General features: G+C 65.5%; 15 protein-coding genes and 2 pseudogenes. 12 read left to right on the forward strand and 5 right to left on the reverse strand.

Annotated features, from left to right (window positions below; all coding sequences use genetic code 11):
* On the forward strand, positions 1 to 382 hold a 382-nt coding region (locus ABD255_RS43340; RefSeq protein WP_425554652.1), incomplete at its 5' end, for a hypothetical protein.
* Positions 383 to 1,381: 999 nt separating this feature from the next.
* Here the strand turns inward: ABD255_RS43340 and ABD255_RS43345 are convergent.
* Positions 1,382 to 1,939: a CGNR zinc finger domain-containing protein gene (locus tag ABD255_RS43345; RefSeq protein ID WP_344222725.1), complete on the reverse strand. Its 558-nt coding sequence runs from the start codon at positions 1,937 to 1,939 to the stop codon at positions 1,382 to 1,384.
* 96 nt (positions 1,940 to 2,035) lie between these two features.
* Here ABD255_RS43345 and ABD255_RS43350 point away from each other — a divergent pair, with 96 nt between their 5' ends.
* The 5 genes from ABD255_RS43350 to ABD255_RS43370 all read left to right on the forward strand — a co-directional run bounded on the left by ABD255_RS43350 (position 2,036) and on the right by ABD255_RS43370 (position 6,962).
* Positions 2,036 to 2,500 carry a VOC family protein gene (locus ABD255_RS43350; protein ID WP_344222726.1) on the forward strand — a complete coding sequence of 155 codons (465 nt, stop codon included), beginning with the start codon at positions 2,036 to 2,038 and terminating at the stop codon, positions 2,498 to 2,500.
* Positions 2,501 to 2,578: 78 nt separating this feature from the next.
* Positions 2,579 to 3,490: a pyridoxamine 5'-phosphate oxidase family protein gene (locus ABD255_RS43355; protein ID WP_344222727.1), complete on the forward strand. Its 912-nt coding sequence runs from the start codon at positions 2,579 to 2,581 to the stop codon at positions 3,488 to 3,490.
* Positions 3,490 to 3,681, forward strand: a complete 192-nt coding sequence (locus ABD255_RS43360) for a ferredoxin (protein WP_344222728.1) — start codon at positions 3,490 to 3,492, stop codon at positions 3,679 to 3,681. The genes ABD255_RS43355 and ABD255_RS43360 overlap by 1 nt, the downstream gene beginning before the upstream one ends.
* Positions 3,678 to 4,895 carry an NAD(P)/FAD-dependent oxidoreductase gene (locus ABD255_RS43365; RefSeq protein ID WP_344222730.1) on the forward strand — a complete coding sequence of 406 codons (1,218 nt, stop codon included), beginning with the start codon at positions 3,678 to 3,680 and terminating at the stop codon, positions 4,893 to 4,895. Before ABD255_RS43360 ends, ABD255_RS43365 begins: the two co-directional genes overlap by 4 nt.
* Positions 4,896 to 5,918: 1,023 nt before the next feature.
* Positions 5,919 to 6,962 carry an ArsR/SmtB family transcription factor gene (locus ABD255_RS43370; protein WP_344222731.1) on the forward strand — a complete coding sequence of 348 codons (1,044 nt, stop codon included), beginning with the start codon at positions 5,919 to 5,921 and terminating at the stop codon, positions 6,960 to 6,962.
* A 340-nt stretch (positions 6,963 to 7,302) separates the two neighbouring features.
* On the opposite strand, the gene ABD255_RS43375 is transcribed toward ABD255_RS43370, so the two are convergent.
* Complete coding sequence (locus ABD255_RS43375; RefSeq protein WP_344222732.1) at positions 7,303 to 7,857, reverse strand: hypothetical protein; 555 nt, start codon at positions 7,855 to 7,857, stop codon at positions 7,303 to 7,305.
* Between the two features lie 942 nt (positions 7,858 to 8,799).
* On the opposite strand from ABD255_RS43375, the gene ABD255_RS43380 reads away from it, so the two are divergent.
* Positions 8,800 to 9,822 (forward strand): aldo/keto reductase, encoded by a 1,023-nt coding sequence (locus ABD255_RS43380; protein WP_344222733.1) that lies wholly within the window; start codon positions 8,800 to 8,802, stop codon positions 9,820 to 9,822.
* Positions 9,823 to 10,553: 731 nt separating this feature from the next.
* Positions 10,554 to 12,035 (forward strand): MFS transporter, encoded by a 1,482-nt coding sequence (locus ABD255_RS43385; RefSeq protein ID WP_344222734.1) that lies wholly within the window; start codon positions 10,554 to 10,556, stop codon positions 12,033 to 12,035.
* Between the two features lie 192 nt (positions 12,036 to 12,227).
* On the opposite strand, the pseudogene ABD255_RS43390 reads toward ABD255_RS43385, so the two are convergent.
* A pseudogene (locus ABD255_RS43390) lies at positions 12,228 to 13,461 on the reverse strand (IS256 family transposase).
* A gap of 216 nt (positions 13,462 to 13,677) precedes the next feature.
* On the opposite strand from ABD255_RS43390, the gene ABD255_RS43395 reads away from it, so the two are divergent.
* The 3 genes from ABD255_RS43395 to ABD255_RS43405 are packed head-to-tail and all read left to right on the forward strand — an operon-like array spanning position 13,678 to position 15,538.
* Entirely contained in the window at positions 13,678 to 13,980 is a 303-nt protein-coding gene (locus tag ABD255_RS43395; RefSeq protein ID WP_344222735.1) for a hypothetical protein, read from the forward strand.
* Positions 13,980 to 14,972: a sigma-70 family RNA polymerase sigma factor gene (locus ABD255_RS43400; RefSeq protein WP_344222737.1), complete on the forward strand. Its 993-nt coding sequence runs from the start codon at positions 13,980 to 13,982 to the stop codon at positions 14,970 to 14,972. Before ABD255_RS43395 ends, ABD255_RS43400 begins: the two co-directional genes overlap by 1 nt.
* Positions 14,969 to 15,538, forward strand: a complete 570-nt coding sequence (locus ABD255_RS43405) for a DinB family protein (protein WP_344222738.1) — start codon at positions 14,969 to 14,971, stop codon at positions 15,536 to 15,538. The genes ABD255_RS43400 and ABD255_RS43405 overlap by 4 nt, the downstream gene beginning before the upstream one ends.
* Before the next feature lie 140 nt (positions 15,539 to 15,678).
* On the opposite strand, the pseudogene ABD255_RS43410 reads toward ABD255_RS43405, so the two are convergent.
* Together ABD255_RS43410 and ABD255_RS43415 are read right to left on the reverse strand one after the other, a co-directional pair.
* Positions 15,679 to 15,898: pseudogene (locus ABD255_RS43410) on the reverse strand (IS1380 family transposase); the annotation flags it as partial.
* Between the two features lie 338 nt (positions 15,899 to 16,236).
* Positions 16,237 to 16,968: an NIPSNAP family protein gene (locus ABD255_RS43415; protein ID WP_344222739.1), complete on the reverse strand. Its 732-nt coding sequence runs from the start codon at positions 16,966 to 16,968 to the stop codon at positions 16,237 to 16,239.
* Positions 16,969 to 17,626: 658 nt separating this feature from the next.
* On the opposite strand from ABD255_RS43415, the gene ABD255_RS43420 reads away from it, so the two are divergent.
* A complete protein-coding gene (locus ABD255_RS43420; RefSeq protein WP_344222740.1) occupies positions 17,627 to 18,064 on the forward strand; it encodes a nitroreductase family deazaflavin-dependent oxidoreductase in 438 nt (145 codons plus the stop codon).
* Positions 18,065 to 18,235: the final 171 nt, after the last annotated feature.

The following is an 18,235-nucleotide window of genomic DNA, read 5'->3' on the forward strand; positions in this document are numbered from 1 at the left end:
GTCCGCAACCTCAGCGACGGACACCGACCGACACGTCGTCATCCAGAACGACGGTCAACAAGGGGTCGTCGTGGATCATCTATTCACAGAGCGCGTACGCGCCGACGCTAGCGATCCGAACCAGCGCGAGGAGATGGCCGAAGGTGCGTCCAACCGTCTTCGACTGCGGCATGCTCCCGGGACGACCAGTGAACAGAGCTGTGCCGCGCTGGCGATCTCCGTGGTGCAGCCGGTTGGACGACTACAAGCGGATTGCGTCACGGCCCACGCCCACACCTACGGTGACGTGCCGTTCATGAGCGAGAGCACGCCGATCCGAGCCCAGCTCGGGCAAGGTCGGAGCAGGGCCCAAATGTGGACGGACGCGGGTGCGGAACGTTGAAACCGGCCGCGTGCGCGGCGGCGAAGGTCCGCGCCTCGGACCTCTTCGGTGCCATGGCCAGCCTGGTCTTCAACTTCACCGGCACGAAACAGGTCCTTACGGGACGGCCTGTTGTCCATCCCGCCTATTGACGTGCCACACGCCTGGCCGCGGTCTGGGACTTCGGTCGTGCGGTCGCGACGCTCAGCAGGCCTGCCACCTGCTGAGCGTCGCACTACGGCGCGTGACCTGGCTGAGCGACTCGCTCGGCTCACCGGAACGCCAGGTACATTGGATGATCTACCAGGATCTCGTCGAGGCAGGTGTCAACGATGCTGACCTGCCGAGCTTCTCGAACTGTGCTGCGTCGAAGCCAAGCCAATGGCCTTCGATACGAGTCCCACCGAGAGGTGTTCGCGTTGGACTGTCTCTGCGCTAAACGAGTTGCTGTTCGATATGGCCGCAACGGCTGCGGCATCGTATCGCTATCGCCGACCCATTCGAAGGCGTTCTCCGGAACCATGTGGATCGTCGATACGGACGATGGATTTCGGGTGGCTGGTCAAGGCTCGCCGCGGTCTCAGTGGAGGCTGTGGGGGTCTGGTGTGCCGCAGCTGGCCAGCGCATGGCGTTCGCGGGGCGGCGGCCTGTTCGCGCTCTTGTAATCGGTCTGATGATGATCATCGTCGATGCGGTGATTACCCGCATCGGCTGTCACAAGGCCAAGTCATGGCAGCCGACATCGTCTCGCCCTGGCTGGCTTCGTGGTGTGGGGGCGCTTCGGCCCGGAGTCCTTCACCGGCTGATGCTACGCCGATCGCTCGGGCCCTCGCCTCCACCACGCGAGGAGCCGTGGGTGCGCACGAGGGTCGTCGACAAGCCGACCACCGAGTGGTCGCGGACTGCAAGGCGACCGTGGGCGGCGACATCCTCGCCGTCTCCAGCCCTGACACAGCCGGCTACCGCACCAACGACGAGCTGGCCTCGCCTGTAGGACAAGCAAGCCACCAACAGTGTTGATCAGTCGGATTCCTTGGAGCGGGCGTAGTGGCGGGCTGCCTTGGCGCGGTTGCCGCAGCCGGCCATCGAGCACCAGCGGCGGTTCGCCTTGCGGCTGACGTCGTAAAAGTGCAGGACGCAGTCCGGATGGGCGCAGGCGCGGATCCGGGTCGGATCCCGCTCTAGGAGGCGTAGGTAGTCGTCGGCGGCGAGCCAGGCGATCAGGTCCGCCGGGTCGTCGACCTCAGGTGCCAGTTCAGGACCGCCTGCACCGAGGCGGCGTACCAGCCGTCCGCGCGACAGCAAGTCGTTGAGTTGCGCCTGCGCCTCGTCGTGCACTCGCCCGTCGAGCCGTGCTTTCACGACGGCACGAAGCACCTCTCGCGATTCGACCAACTGTCGTCGAGCCGCTTCCGTCGCCGACACGGCAAGAGGCGAACTGACCGCGGGTTGCCCGGCGAGCCACGTCTGGAGGCCGTCGACCGTCTCGAGCAGGTCGAACCACTGCTCGCCTTCCACCCAGACAGTGTTGAGCAGGTCCATGCTCACCGGTTCGCCGGTCAAGGGGCGTGGATCCATGCAGCGATTCTAACCCATGACAGCCACTTGACAGGGTAGACATATTCTATCCAGTATGGAGGCTCTTGCTGGTTAGAATATTGGAGGACACTACCGATGACCACTACAGCGGTACCGACTGCCCTGGCGACAGGCCATGTCGGCCTGAACGTGACGGACCTGGACCGTTCGCTTGCCTTCTACCGGCGGGTGCTGGGCTTCGAGGTGCAGGCGGAGGGCACCGATGCGGACCGCCGCTGGGCGTTCCTGGCGCGGGACGGAAAGCTGCTAGTCACGCTGTGGCAGCAGGCCGGCGCGGCGTTCGGCGCCGGCCAGGCCGGGCTCCATCACCTGTCGTTCCAGGTGGACAGCATCGAGGAGGTGCAGGACGTTCAGGCGGCGCTAGACGCGCTCGGCGCAGAGTTCCTGTACGACGGGGTGGTGCCGCACGGCGAAGGGGTTTCGTCCGGCGGCATCTTCTTCACCGATCCCGACGGTATCCGGCTCGAGGTGTACGCGCCGAGCGGTGCGGGAACGTCGCCGGCTCCATCCGGTGCGGCCCCGACCTGCGGCTTCTTCTGAGCCTGGCTCAGAGCCGTCCATGCAGTGCGGGCCGGCGTCGCCTCCCCACGGCGCCGGCCGCTCCGAAGGGATTGAACGATGACCATCCAGTACCACCCGGGCGAGCGGCTGGCCCAACGGCTGGCAGGACTCCGGGCCGAGGCCGAGATGGCTCGGCCGGCCATCGGGACCAGCATCCCGGCCGTTGCGGCGCAGTTCGTCACCGAACAGCACCTTCTCGTCCTCGGCGCGGCGGATCCCGACGGGCGGTTGTGGGCCTCCCCGCTAGTCGGTGATCCCGGTTTCGTCACCGCGCCGGACGAATACACGCTCGACGTCGCGGCCGTACTGGCCGAAGGCGACCCCCTCCGTGCAGCCTTAGCCGAACTTCGGCAGGTGGGGGTGATCCTGATCGACCCGTCAACCCGTCGGCGGATGCGAGTGAACGGCGACGCGGTACCGACACCTGCGGGTCTCCGGATCACGGTGAACCAGGTGTACGCGAACTGCCCGAAGTACATCCAGCAGCGCCGGATCCACCAGATCGAGCCGGCCGATGTGTCGGCTGCCCGGGTGACCGATGCCCTGGACAACGGCCAGCGACGGCTGATCGCGACGGCGGACACGTTCTTCGTCGCCACCAGATCGGCCACGGGCGCGGCGGATGCCTCTCATCGCGGTGGCAATCCGGGGTTCGTGCAGGTGCTCGGCGACCGCTCGCTTCGCTGGCCCGATTACGTCGGCAACGCCATGATGATGACGCTCGGCAACCTCCAGCAGGACCCGGCGGCCGGCCTGCTGTTCGTCGACTGGGTCACCGGTACGACGCTGCAGGTCTCGGGACGTGCCCACGTCGAATGGGACGCGGATCCAGGCCTTCCGGGGGCGCAGCGGCAGATCCGGATCGAAGTCGATCGCGTGGTCCAGCTCGACCACGCCAGCCCGCTGCAGTGGACCGAACCGGTCCCTTCCCGTTTCAACCCACCGCTTCCCGAGGGGAATCCGAACTGATGCGCGTCGAGGTCGATCTTGCCGTCTGCGAGAACCACGGCCAGTGCGTGTTCGCCGCGCCGGAGGTCTTCGCGTTCGACGACGACGAACGGCTGGCGTACGTCGCCGAGCCGGCGGCTGAGCTGGCGACCGCGGTCCGGTCCGCCGCGGCAGCGTGCCCGGTGCGGGCGATCACTCTCGTCGAGGAATGATGCGGCGCCGCATCGTGGTCGTCGGCGCGTCGCTGGCCGGGCTCCGAACTGCCGAGGCACTGCGCCGGCTGGGGCACCAGGGCCCGATCACGATTGTCGGCGCCGAACCGCATACGCCGTACGACCGCCCGCCGCTGTCCAAGGACCTGCTGTCAGGCCGGGCCACTCCGGCAGGCATTCGGTTGCCGCAAGCAACAGACCTGAAGGCCGACTGGATGCTTGGCGTAGCGGCGGCGGCACTGCATTCCGACGTTCGCCAGGTCGAGCTCGCTGACGGCCGGATGCTGCGGTACGACGGCCTGGTCATCGCGACCGGGGTGCGAGCCGCGCCGGGTGGGCAAGGTGCGTTGATGCTTCGGTCGCTCGACGACGCGATCGCCATTCGCGACCAGTTGCGCCCCGGGCGACGAGTTGCCGTGTTGGGCGGTGGGTTCCTGGGCAACGAGATTGCCGCCGTCGCCCGACAGCGCGGCTGCGAGGTCGACCTGGTCATGCGACAAGCCCTGCCGCTACTGGCCGCCGCCGGAGAACCTGTCGCAGCTCTGGTCGCGGAGCTACACTGCCGGGCCGGCGTGGTCCTGCATCAACTGTCGGAGGAACTGCGATACTCAGCCGATCTCGTGGTCGCCGCGACAGGGACAGTTTCGAACACCGAGTGGCTGCACGGCTCCGGACTCCTACCGGCCGCTGACGGGTTGCAGTGCGATGAACGGCTGCGACCACTCCGAACCGACGGGAGCGCCATTCCAGATGTCGTCGCGGCCGGCGACGTAGTCCGCTGGCCCCACACGCTGGCCGACGGCGAACTTGTTGCCCTGGGCCACTGGAGCAACGCCGTCGACCAAGCGGAGACAGCGGCCCGGAACCTGCTGTTCCCGACGCAACAACGTCCGTTCATCGCAGTACCATCATTCTGGTCCGACCTATACGGAGCACAACTGCGCGCCGTCGGCCTGCCCCGACTCGGCACACCAAGGATCGAAGAGCACGACCCGGACCGGAACCGCTTGGTCGTCACCTACCACCGCGACTCCCGACTGGTCGGCGCTCTTACCGTCAACCGCAGCAGCCGTCTCGCCCGGTACCACGCTGACCTTGCCAATCACATGCTTTCACGTTCCGCCCGTATGTCACAGGTTGCCGGCTGTCTCGTCTCGGGGTCGAGGGCGGGTTCTGAAGAGAACACACCTCCCGTGGCAAGGAGCTGCTTATGAGCGAGCGGACTGCGCACCAGAGGGTTGCCCTGCTTACCGGAGTGAACAAGGGATCGGCCGCGTGGCAGTCGAGCAATTCGCTGCGCTCGGCATGACGGCCCTGATCGGCGCCAGGGACCCGAAGCGCGGCGAGGATACCGCTGCAGAACTGCGCGCAGCAGGCGGGGAACCTGGATGTCACCGACCAGGTGAGCATCCACGAGGCAGTGAAACTGGTCGAGCAAGGCTTCGGCCGCTGACCGGGAACATCGGAACGGAACCTACGCCATGAACTGAACCGCCGCCCCAAGTCACCCGGACTCAGATCGACCGCTTCGGTGGACCTGTGGTGCTCGGCTGACCGACGCGCGTGCCGTACGTTTCCGTTCCGATGTTCCTCAGTGGCCGAGTCCGGGGGCTTGCGAGCGCGACCAGATTCGCATAATGTGTAACAGATTTAATTACATACATCCGGAGATGATCTTAGCGGCATCTCGCCCGGTTGGGCGACCGTTCATGGAGTCGGACAAAGAATGATCGATCCACCCAGCGTCATCGACGGTTTCCAGAAGCGGCCCCCCGGATTTGGCTATCTCGTTGGACATAGGTCGATTTGCCGGCTGCTGATTGAGTGTGCCGTTCTCCGACGGCCAGCGCGGTACCGCAGCGGGTCTTCGACTCGCCACAACCGTACAAAGGTCAACGGCCGGGGAAGAGATGTGGAGCGCCAACTGGCTTCACCGGATCTTCGATCGGGGCGCACTCTTCAGCGGAGCGATTTGGACTCTCCCCTCGGTCGATACAGGATCACTCATCTACGAAGCCGGTTGCAGGACGAGGTCGGACAGGGGTCTGCTTTGGTGCAGCCGGCTTGTGCATGGTTGTCCGCGCTGAACGCCGGTGTCCTTGAGCGGCGGTGTCCTGCTCGCCCATCCACGCGACCCATGGGTGGTTCGGAGCTGACGCTCGGCAGTGCCACTGACGGCGTCGGTCGAGGTGCGTCAGCACCAACGGCGGGCTGCGCTGCGACGAAGGAAGGATGAGATGCTTCGAATCCACTTCGACCCCGAGGATCTGGCTCAGACGACGTTGCTGGCCGAGCCGGCTCCTCTCTGGGAGGCCCTGCTCAGCCTTCACATGTTGCAGGTCGGGGACGGGCCGGTCCCCTTCGGCGCTTGGCGCACGCGGCAACGGCGCTGGCTGAGCCGTGAGATCGTCGGACCGCTGGCAGTGCTGGCTCCTCCGGTCGGGTACTCACCCGACTTCCTCACTCCCTCCGTAGGCTCCGCCTCATTCGATGAGGCGGTGGGGGTGATGCTGTCGACGCCCCGGAGGCGGGTGCGCACTGACCTCGCGAGGCTCGCTCCGCGAAGTGGCGCGGGTTGGGTTCGGCAACTGGCCCAGCCTCGGGCCGAGGCGATGCACCAGCTCGGCCAGTCGCTGCGGATCTACCACCGGTCCGCACTGGAGCCGTATTGGCCGTCGATCCGGGCGGCTGTGCATGCCGACTACTTGCAGCGGCGCGATCAGCTGGCCGCTGGCGGTGTCGGCGCACTGCTTGAAGGCGTTCACCCGAGGGCCCGCTGGCGGGACGGAGTTCTCGAGATCGCGGCGTTCCAAGACGAGGAGTTGTGGCTCAACGGTCGCGGACTGCAGTTGCAGCCGTCGTACTTCTGTTGGCGGCAACCGATCAAGCTGCTCGACCCGGACCTCCCGCCGGTGCTCGTATTCCCGATCCGAGGAGCCACCGGTCTGCTGCGAGCGACCCAGGGACCAGCGGATTCCGTGGCGAGCCTCGTCGCACTGCTGGGCAGGACGCGGGCGATGGTGCTCGCCCAGACCGTGACCGAGGTGACGACCACGAAGATCGCGGTCGCCTGCGATATCTCGCTCGCGACCGCCAGCCATCAGACCAGAGTGCTGCGGGAGGCCGGCCTGATCCTGTCCCGCCGGCGTGGAAAGTCAGTGCTGCACACAATTTCGACGTTGGGGTACGCGGTGCTCGAAGGCGATCACCTCTGGTCGAGGAACGCCGGCGGTCTGGACGATGGATCATCGTCTCCCGGCGCCGGTCGCAGTCTTGATTGAGCAGACTCGGGAACCGGATCGGCACGCCGCACAACTATCCCAGTCAGGCTCCGACCCGACGACCCGCAACGCGAACCGCGACGGTCTGGCCTGCTTTGCGTTTGACCAGATCGGTGAACATCGCGATCATGGCACGCCCCTGAGGTCCGGAAACGCCCTCGTAGCCAACTGAGCCAGCATATGTTACTGAATCGATGGTTCTTGCCGGCGGTGTGTTGTCGCGACTCCTGCTGTGATCGGACGCAAGACCACGTGTCGCAAACCCAAGGTATCCCCAACATCGTGGACGGCGAACCTTGTTACGAGGTCGGAGATTGTGTTGTGCAGGCCATCGAGACCCTCAGGATTTGCCCGTAGCCGGCTGCCGGTGCTGGGACTCGTTCTGATTGGCGGCTGTCCACAGGAGGGCTGCACTCACGAGCCCGGTTGTTACCGGGAGAAGGTCCAGATTCGCTCCGACTGTCAGTAGGCCCGCCAGTGTCAACGTAGGAGGAAGCCACCAGAGACGCATTTTCGTCTGGTACCCATGCATCGCCAGCGATGCAACGAAGCCGATGATGAAGACGATGGGGCCGAGGGCCATGACTGGATCTGGCAGAGAGGCCTGCTCGTCGAGCGGTGGGATGAGATCGGTCAGGATCACCCAGCAGAACAGCGCGACGCCGACAAGGCTGGCCAGCGCGGAGGCCACGACGCCGGTGTGAGGCCGGGGCGACGCACGCCAGAAGTAACTCGTCAGAGCGCCGAATCCGATAAATGCGCCGAGGAAGGCGATATGGCCGACATTCCACGCCAGGCCTGGTCCATAGTCACCGTCTGACCCGTCGATTGGGCGTGCCGTTGCGTAGACCGCCAGTAACGTCGGGACAGTACCGAAGCGGAGTGTCTTGCTCATCGTCTCTCTTCGCGGTTGAGTTGCCGAGGCTCTCGGGGAGTGTGGATGGGTGCTTGCGCGTTACGAAGCGGTGTGTCGCTCAACCGGCGAGCCCTCCAGGTCGCGGGGATCACGTCCTCGATCTCGACGATCAGACTCATGACCACTGCATGACCCGCGTGGCCCGCCTTGCATGTGTAAGTAGTATAGTTACATACTAGTTCGGTATTTGTCCGTAGGCGTCCTGGAGTAGAGACTCACTTGGCCGCTAGGCCGAGTGTCCGAGCCAACACGCTGGTCGTTTATGGCCATGTGCTGCGAGCGCGCCGTCATCCGTACTGATCTGCGCAAATGGAGTTGCACTATGCTGCCGATTTCCTCGAGCCCTCAGGATCTTCCGGCTGGGCGAGTTTTCTCCGACACCCGCTGTCCGCGGATGATGGTGGGCATGGGCGCGCCGCCCGACTCGGAGCAGCGACCTCTCGGAGCCACGGCACGGAGAAAGCAGCGGATGCCGTAATCGATGCGGGCTCGGCTGACAGTTCGATTCGGCGCGGTGGCGGTGGGACGCCAGCGGCTACTGCAGTTGTCTGCTCGTCCCGGTAGCCGCCCAAGTCCTCGAAGTTGCCTGTATGGCGGCCGGACTCCTGGTCCGGTGGACGGCTCTCACGGGGAGGACGTCACGCCATACCTGAAGGCTCGGCTACGTCGCAGCCAGTATCTAAGCGGGAAGGCCCGCCCGTGCAGATGTTGGACTTCGAACCAGCCGTTCTCCGCACTGGCGGTCGGTCTGGCTACGAGTCGCATGAGCACTGCCCGTCCGGCGGCAACAGCGTATCGCGTGCTGACGGACCTGATCGGATTCAACCCAGTGACCCACCCCTGTACCTCTAGCCACAAGCTGAGTATCGAGGAGCGAGTATGAATGGATCATGGCAGTACCGGGCCTTGGGGAGCACCGGTATGAAGGTGTCCCCCTACGCACTGGGCGCGATGATGTTTGGTGCGGTTGGTAACCCCGACCACGATGAGTGCGTACGCATCGTCCACGCGGCTCTCGACCACGGGATCAATTTCGTCGACACCGCTGACATGTACTCGACCGGGCAGTCCGAGATCATCGTCGGTAAAGCACTGCAAGGCAGGCGTGACGACGTCATCCTTGCCACTAAAGGACACTTCGCTCTCGGCGAGGAGGGCCCCAATCGCAGTGGGAACTCCCGCCGCTACCTGACCCGAGCGGTCGAGGCGAGCCTCGACAGGATCGGCACGGATTACATCGATCTCTACCAGGTCCACCGCCCCGACTGGATAACCGACATCGAGGAGACCCTCGGCGTACTGACCGACCTGGTCCGGGCCGGAAAGATTCGCGCATTCGGAGTGTCGAGCTATCCCGCGCATGAGATCGTCGAGCTGCACCGGGTCGCCGAGCTGCGGGGACTGATGCGGCCGCGGACGGAGCAGCCGCCGTACAACCTGCTCGCCCGGGGTATTGAACGCGACCTGCTTGCGGTCACCAATCGCTGGGGAATGGGCGTGCTGACGTGGAGTCCGCTGGCGTTCGGCTTTCTGACTGGGAAGCATCGCAAGACTGTGCCGCCGCCCACAGGTGGTCGGATCGCGCTGCGGCCTCAATTATTCGACCAAGAGGACCCCGTGACCGCGCGCAAGTTCGATGTCGTCGAGGACCTTGCGCAACTCGCTGACGACCTGGGCTGTAGCCTGCCCGAGCTCGCTCTGGCGTTCCCTCTGGTCCACCCAGCGGTGACCTCGGTGATTATCGGACCTCGCACCCTGCAGCAACTCGAGTCATCCGTCGCCGGCGCCACACTCGAACTCGACGACGCCGTGCTGGACCGAATTGACGAGATCGTCCCGCCTGGCACCAACATCTACGAGCCCAACGCCTCCTTCGATGCGCCTTGGCTCGCCGAACCGGAGACTCTCAGGAGATCGATCACCGAGCGAACAGCCGCATCCTGATCTATCGACGCCAGTGACTCACCTGCCTCCGCTGTAGCGTCGGCCGGTCAAATTCTGGATGGGGGAGGAGCAGCTAGCAGAGGGTGCCGCGCGCAGCTCGCCGACGCTTCCGTGCCGTACATCTCGGCTGTGTAACCTGCTGCGAGTTCTGAGGCGCGCTCGATGCGGCGGGTCCTGGATGACGCCAGATGCCTGACCCTCGCCGTGACGGGGCGCGCGGGACGCCAATCGCGCGCTCCGATGCCTCGGTGACTAGTGCCGTGCGGGCAAGGCCGCCCCGAACGCATCGGTGCCCCGAGAGATTCGAGTCATTCAGGGTCTCGGCCACCAGCGGCGGCCGCGCAGGCCGTGGGCTGGATCGGGAAAGCCTATTGAGGGGGCTGACTAACCGTGGGATGTTCAGGGCACGGTGGACGCCGTCGCCTGCTGATGTGCCGGGGTCGGATCGGCGAGTGGCTCCGGAGGTCTCCTCCGACACCGCTTTCGGGTGGGATTCGACACCAGTCGGATCGTGGCGCTCGTCAATGTCGGTGACATCCGACACCACCTGACCGCGCCGTCACACCATCGGCGTCTGCCACGCTGTGGAGTTCGGAACTGACGACGTGCCGGGAAGTCGTCGCCAAGGCGTGGCACCTTTGGCGCCCTTCCGGCCGATGAATGGGTCGTCCGGCATGGATCTAACCCCTAGGTACGCCGACCGCGGCGTCACCCGTCGGGAAGGACGATCCATGCACGAACACGCGCCGGAAGCCGAGACGTCGGGTCCGCAGCCGGGGCCCGATCCGCGTCGGTGGCGAGCGCTTGCACTGCTGGGCGCTGCCTTCTTCATGATCATCCTGGACGGGACGATCGTGCTGACGGCGATCCCCGCCATTCAGTCCGACTTGTCGATGACGACCTCGGGCGTGCAATGGGTGATCACGGCCTATGTGGTGGCGTTCGGCGGGCTCATGCTGCTCGGCGGGCGATCTGCCGACATGCTCGGCCGTCGGAAGGTGTTCCTCGTCGGAACCGTGTTGTTCGGCAGCTCGTCGCTGTTGTGCGGCCTTGCCTGGGCTGGGCCAGTGCTCATCGGTGCGCGGTTGGTGCAGGGAGTGTCAGCGGCGATCATGGCGCCGACCGCGCTGTCTTTGGTGATCACGATCTTCACCGACCCGGCCGAACGCAATAAGGCACTCGGTGTCTGGGGCGGTCTTGGCGGCACCGGAGCCACCGCTGGGCTGCTGCTTGGTGGCGTGGTGACCCAGTATCTCGGCTGGTCGTGGATCTTCTTCGTCAACGTTCCCGCTGCCATCGCTGTCATCCTTCTGGTGCCAGTGCTCGTTCCGCGCGGGCCGGACCGTGACCCGGCTCGCTCTTATGACGCGGCGGGCGCAGTCACCATCACCCTGGCCCTGCTCTCGCTTGTGTACGCCATCGTGCGCGCACCCGATCAGGGGTGGGCAAGCCCCGAGACGCTCGGACTGTTCGTCGCCGCGACCATGCTCATCGTGGTGTTCGTCGTCGTCGAGTCGCGCTCGGTCGCACCCCTGGTGCCGCTGCGGATCTTCCGGAATCGGTTCCTCATCGGTGGCAACCTTGTGATCTTCTCGGCCGGCTTGGCCGTCGACGGCATGTTGTTTCCGCTGACGCTGTTCTCACAGCAGATGCTCGGTTACACGGCACTGCAGTACGGCCTAGCCAGCATCGCGATGACCGCGACGTCCATTGCCGGCGCGATGATCGGCGAGGCGTTGGTGACCCGGGTTGGGCTTCGCGGGGTCGCCGCTACCGCTGTCCTGCTCGTCGCGGCCGGGTGCGTGCTGCTGACCCAGGTGACCGCCGACGCTTCGTACTGGAAGGACCTCGTCTGGGGACTGCTCGTGTTCGGGCCAGGCATGGGGGCGGCGTTCGTCGCATCGCAGATCGCCGCTTTCGACGGGGTGCGGGACGAGGAGTACGGCCTCGCAGCGGCCTTGGTCGATACGTCGTTCAACATCGGCACCGCGCTCGGAATCGTTATCACCACATCCGTCGCGGTAGCCGTCACCAGCGACGCCGTGTCTGGCGCTGAGGGCGGACCTTCGATCTACGGCTACCAGGCAGCCTTCGCAACTTCTGCGGTGTTCGCGGCGCTTGGCGTGGTCGCGGCATTGATGCTGCTAGGAAGGCGCCCGGATAAGCTGGAGTCGCAGGGTCCGGCGCAGGAAACGACGACGGAAGACCGATGAATCGGTCGGGTTACTGGCTGCACGTCGGATATCGACAGTCCCGCGAACGTCGTTGGCGAAGGAGCTCGGTGAGCGCCTGCATGTCGGCATTCCAGGACCGCCGACATAGCGGTGCCCCAACCGCCGTCCGGCATCGCGAGGTCAAGTCCTCTCGGGTGGTGTACGAAAGTCTTTACCTTCGAGGTTTGAGGGTCAGGCCGTGATGGCCTGGATGGTCGGTTCGGAGTCCTCCTTCTCGGTGCTGGGGTCGGTTCCGATGGCCTGGGAGCGGGTCAGGACGTCGAGTCGGAGGTAGCGGCGGCCTTCGGCCCACTCGTCGTGTTGTTCGGCCAGGGCGGCGCCGACGAGGCGGATGATGGAGTTGCGGTTGGGGGAAGATCCTTACGACGTTGGTGCGGCGGCGGATCTCGTGGTTGAGGCGTTCGCTGGGGTTGTTGGATCAGATCTCACGCCAGACCTGTTTGGGAAGGCGGTGAAGGCGAGGATGTCGGCGCGGGCGTCCTCGAGGTAGTTCGCGACGTCGGGGAGTCTCTCGGTCAGGGTCTCGAACACGCGGGCGAACTGGGCGTGCACAGCCGGTGCGTCGGGCTGGTCGTAGACGGAGTGGAGCAGGGCTTTGCCCCAGCCCCAGGAGGTCTTCGGGGTGATGGTCATCAGGTTCGCGGCGTACTGGGTGCGGCACTGCCGCCAGGCCGCACCGGGCAGGGTCGCGGCGGTCAGGCCGGCGTGGGCATCGCTGGTGACGAACTTGACCCCGCCCAGGCCGCGGACGAGGAGATCGCGGAAGAACCCGAGCCAGGCCGCGCCGTCCTCACTGGAGGTGACCTGCACACCGAGGACCTCGCGGTGGCCATCGGCGTCGACGCCGGTGTCGACCAGGGCGTGGACGGGCACGACTCTGCCGCCCTCACGGACCTTGCGGACCAGGGCGTCCGCAGCCACGAAGGTGAACGGGCCAGCCTGCTCCAGTCGCCGGGTGCGGAACTCGGCTACGTGCTCGTCGAGGTGCTTGGACATCACGCTGACCTGCGACTTCGAGGCCTGTGATCCCCAGGGTCTGGACCAGCTTGTCCATCCGGCGGGTCGAGACCCCGAGCAGGTAGCAGGTCGCCACCATGCTGGTCAGCGCCTGTTCGGCACGCTTGCGGCGCTCGAGGAGCCACTCGGGGAAGAACGACCCCGACCGGAGCTTGGGCACCGCCACGTCGATCGTGCCGCGGCGGGTGTCGAGGTCACGGTGGCGGTAGCCGTTACGTGAGTTGGTCCGCTCCTCGCTGCGCTGCCCATAGCCCGCGCCACACACCGAGTCGGCTGGGCCGAGCAACGTGTTGATGAACGTGTTGAGCAGTACCCGCATCAGGTCAGGGCTGGCCTGAGACAGGTGCTCCTCAAAAGTGGGCAGGGTCGATCTGGCTAAATACTGGATACAGCGGTCATCAGTGGGTCCTTCTGCGAGTCGGCTGTGAGTGTTCACTCGAAGGGTCCCCGTGACCGCGTCTACGTCATGGACGACACGCTCACCGGGCTACCGTCGTACACCACTCTGCTGGACTCCACCCATCGCGACGGACGCGACGACCGACCGATTAGTCGGCCCGGTCTCGCGGATCTAAAGCGGTAGACAACAGGAAGGACAGTCGCGATGTTCATCGTTCAGTACGCAACCACGCCCCATGCCGCCGATCACAACCAGCACTTGATCCAGCAGGTCTTTGCCGAATTGCATTCACAGCAGCCCGCCGGGTTCGCGTACGCGTCGTTGCGCCTGGCCGACGGGGTGAGCTTCGTACACCTTGTGCAGGCTGACGGCGACCGGACGCCACTCGATGGGTTGGGTGCGTTTCAGCGGTTCCAGGAGGGAATCGGCGAACGCATCACCGGCCCGCCGGTGCGGTCCGACGCCACGATTGTTGGGTCGTACCGGCTGCTGCCCGAGCCGGAATGATGCCGGCCGACCTGGTGTCGCCAGCAGCCGGGGAGTTCGCCCGGCTGGCCGAACCGCTGCGCGGAGAACTGCTCGCGCACTGTTATCGTGTGCTCGGTTCCGTGCACGATGCCGACGATGCCGTGCAAGAGACCTTTGTGCGGGCTTGGCAGGCCTACGACCGGTTCGACGGCCGGTCATCGCTGCGCACCTGGCTCTATACCATCGCCACCAGGGCGTGCCTGCGCGCATTGGAACAGTCGAAACGTCGTCCCCTTCCGTCGGGAATTGGCTCGGCGACGGACGACCCGAACGCGCCCATCGGCGCGGCAGCAGGCGATGTGCCGTGGCTGGAGCCGTTTCCGACAGGTCGCGACCGCGCCGATCCAGCCGACGTGAGCGAGCGCAAGGCCGACGTTCGTCTCGCGTTCGCCGCGACCCTCCAACTGCTGCCGGCCCGGCAACGAGTGGCGTTGCTCCTGCGGGAGGTGTTGGATTGGTCTGCGGCCGAGATTGCCGATCCACTGCAGACGACCCCGGCTGGCGTCAACAGTTTGTTGCAGCGCGCGCGGGCCACATTGTCCCAAGTACAGGCACAGGACGTGGCGGAGCCCGACGAGTCGAGCTTGCGATGCATACTCGACATCTACGTGCGCGCCTTCGAGCAGGCCGACGTCGATGCGCTCCGCCAGGTGCTGACCAAGGACGCCGTGTGGGAGATGCCGCCATATGCCACCTGGTTCACGGGCCGCCACCGCGTCGTGGAGTTCTTGCGGACCAGGGCAGGTTCGCCGGGCGACGAAATCATGGTCCCGACCGAGGCCAACGGCCAGCCGGCATTCGCCTGCTATCAGCGATCAGCCGCCGATAGCCGGTTCGAAGCCCACGCGATACAGGTGCTGACCGTCACGTCAGCCGGAATCTCGAGCATCACCTCGTTCATGCGCCCCCAGCTATTCCCGGTATTTGGGCTGCCGGAGATGCTTACGCAAACAGACGGAGCCGTTCGATGAGGACTGTGGCGGTCGACGGCCTCGGCGCCCTGGTCGACGCCACGACGTTCGCTGCGCTTGCCGTAGGCAGCCTCGGCGACGAGGTCAACCTGGAGCAAGCAACGCCATGCGGTGAGTGGAATATCGGCATGCTCCTCGAGCACCTCGGAGACTCGGTCGCCGCGATTGAAGAAGGGTTCTGTATCGGCAAGGTCGGTCTAGCAGCAGTTCCGCTCGTCGACCCGAGGCCAAGCACGCTCGCACTGCGCATCGAGCGCCTCCACCTCATCGCCCGCCACCCCGACAATGTCGGCCGCGAGACTGTGCCGATCGAGGGTGCCGCCATCGTGCGGGACCACTTGTCAGCTGTGGGTGCTCTTGAGATCGCTGTCCACGCCTGGGACGTGACGACGGCCAAAGTGCAGGCACCGGATATTCCACCGCCCCTGGCAACGGCGCTGATGACCACCGCGATCGCCGTTGTGGCTCGTGACGATCGCGGCATCAGATTCGGCCCGCCCGTGCCGATGAGCCGGGAATCACGCGTCAGCGACCGGCTCCTGGCCTTCCTTGGGCGTCAGCCATGACCACAGGGACCCGAGAGTCGGTGCGGCGGTGACGCTTGAGTTGGGCCTGATCGCGAAGGCTCGCATTCGACTCAGGGCATCGCATATCGCCGCCAGGTCGGCGGCCATTTGGTCGCTGCCTGCCACCAACTGTTGAGGGTCAGGAGCCGTGACGCGACCGCGTCGAGTTGGCGGACATGACCGAAGGCGAACGCCCACACGAACTACTCCAGAGTCGAGGACACAACACATTGCCTGAACAATCGGCCACGCCACCGTGTCGCAGCAGCGCCACGTCATCGATACCGTCCACCCAGCCGCCATCCCCGCGAACAGCGAGGCGACCTTCAAACCCCGCCCGTTGGCGCGCTTCCCGGTCGGCGCCTACAGATGGCTCCTGAGCGAACCTGCACAAGCCGGTCGAATCCGCGAGCGCGACCACCGGTCCTTCAACACCGTCGACATCGCCACACCCTACGCGGCAGCTGCGCCTCGGAGAGGCCCTTCTCAACGGTCGCGATCGAACCCCTTCAGCAAGGTCGGCCTCGGCTGAAACATGAGCCGGGTGGACGCGGACCGATCAGCTTTCAGTCACCGTTGAGACAGCAAGTCCGACCTCCGCCACGCCAATCGTGTCAGGGGCGGCATGGGGTTGCATTGCCTGTTCAGGCTGAGGGGTGCCGCGCCCTAGTCGCATGTTGTGTGCCCGGCCATGAGGGTCACGGCTTTGCTCCTGCGGCCGGACCGGACCGCGGGTGCTGAGATCGCGCGGTCGGTTGCAGTCGCAGGCACTCGCGGTTGGTCAGCTTCGCCCTGAGGCGCGGAGCCAGGTCGTCTTGCCAGGTTTTGCTCCCCTCTAGCCGTCGCCGGGCGTCCTCGTACTGACTGCCGTCAGAGAATGCAGCCATCCAGACGAAGGCATTGTCTGTCCGCACGGGGAGGGCCGGAAAGTTGTTCTTGGCGGGCTCGCTCCGGAATGTGGCGACGGGTACGTCGAGTTCCTGCTGAACCGCGCCATGGAAGTCTTCGTTGAGCCAGCGCGTGAACGAGGGATCAGGTGCATGGACGTAGACGGAGACGATGACCCATTCGTCGGTCAGGTTTGTGGAGCCCACGGATGCGCGTCCCTCGGCGGGCTCGGGTGCCGGCCTGGCAGGATCCGCGGGCCTCAGTAGGAGGACGTCGTCGCTGTCGAGCATGGTGGAGTTCGCGGCATCGCGGAACTCATTCCAGACGGGCCCGAAGTAGAAGCTCTCCAAGCTGAGTTGCCGGGCGGCCATGTCGGCGAAGCCGCGGAACCACACGAAGCGATCGGCATCGTCTCGATCGAGGAACAGGCCACCGACTCGCATACCGGACGCCTCCTGCGGCTCGATCAGCTCCCGCTCGAATAGCTCGACCAGAACGTCACGCCCGCCCGGCCGCAGCGTGTATTGCCGGAGCTCGATCACAGTTGCCGAGGACATAGTTGTTGGAGTTGGCACAGTTGCTCCTGACGTGAGAATGTAATCAGAAGAGTTACATACTTTAGAGGTTCGCGCCAGTAGAAGGCCCCGCTGCCCTCCCGGCGTGCTCTCCCATCCGTCGCCTTGGAGGTCGCGGGAAGTTGCTCGCGTTGCATCCAGGTACGACGATCGGCGGCGCCTCGGGGTGCGCGGCGTGAGATGGATGCCCGACGGTCCTGGTCGTTACAGCGACGGATTCCGTGGGCCGGCGGAAGTCGTGGCTCCGAGATCGAAACCATGCGGATGGCAGGTACGCCCGCCTGGGATGGGCCTGTTCAACGAGGTCGCGGCCCGGCCTGGGCGACCTCCGTGCGATCCTGCGGCGATCTCCGCCTCGGCCCCTCCCGAGATCCGGCAGCAGGGGCCCGCATGGTCACCAAGCCGCACTGCAGACCGTCGACCGGGTCCAGAATATGGTCCAACGCAGACATCCGGTGCCGCCGAAGCTACGGAGGATGGAACGTCGAATCCGCTAACCCGCCAGATCCGTATGTCGCCAGCGAATAGAAGTACCCATTCAGTAACCCGCGCAAGATCTCGCGAGCCCTGATCGCTCTGGCGACATCGTACCGCCGATGGCTTGCGGTTATGGCAGAATGGTGACATGTCAACAGACGAAGATTATGCGCCCAGCCCGACTGGTTGGGTCCGGGACGCCGTCGCCAAGATCGAGGCCGCTGGCGACACCAAGGCGGGTCAGTGGAATGAGCAGAAGCTGGTGCTGCTCACCATGCGCGGCGCGAAATCCGGCAAGAGCCGCAAGGTCCCGCTGATGCGGGTCGAGCACGACGGCCGGTACGTCGCGGTCGGCTCCAACAGTGGCGCGACCAATCACCCGGTCTGGTACTACAACCTCCTGGCCGACCCCAAGATCACCCTCCAGGACGGCACCGAGTCCCGCCCCATGATCGCCCGCGAACTCCACGGCGACGAGCGGACCGAATGGTGGAAGCGCGCCACCGCAGTCTTTCCCACCTATCTCAGTTACCAGCAGGAGACCGACCGGCTGCTCCCGCTGTTCCTCCTGGAACCCGTTCAGTAGCAGAGCCACACCCTGTTGGAACCGGCCGCCATCCCCAGAACGCCGGCGGTCATCCAGCGCACGGTAAGGCGCCATCGGGCGCTGCGCGTGCTCGATGCGTTCTCGACCCAGGTGTTGTCCGTCATTGATCTTGCCGATGATGCCGTCATTGGCGTTGCCGTTGATCGTGGT

The sequence above is a fragment of the Kribbella sancticallisti genome (assembly GCF_039530625.1).
GTDB classification, from domain to species: Bacteria; Actinomycetota; Actinomycetes; order Propionibacteriales; family Kribbellaceae; genus Kribbella; species Kribbella sancticallisti.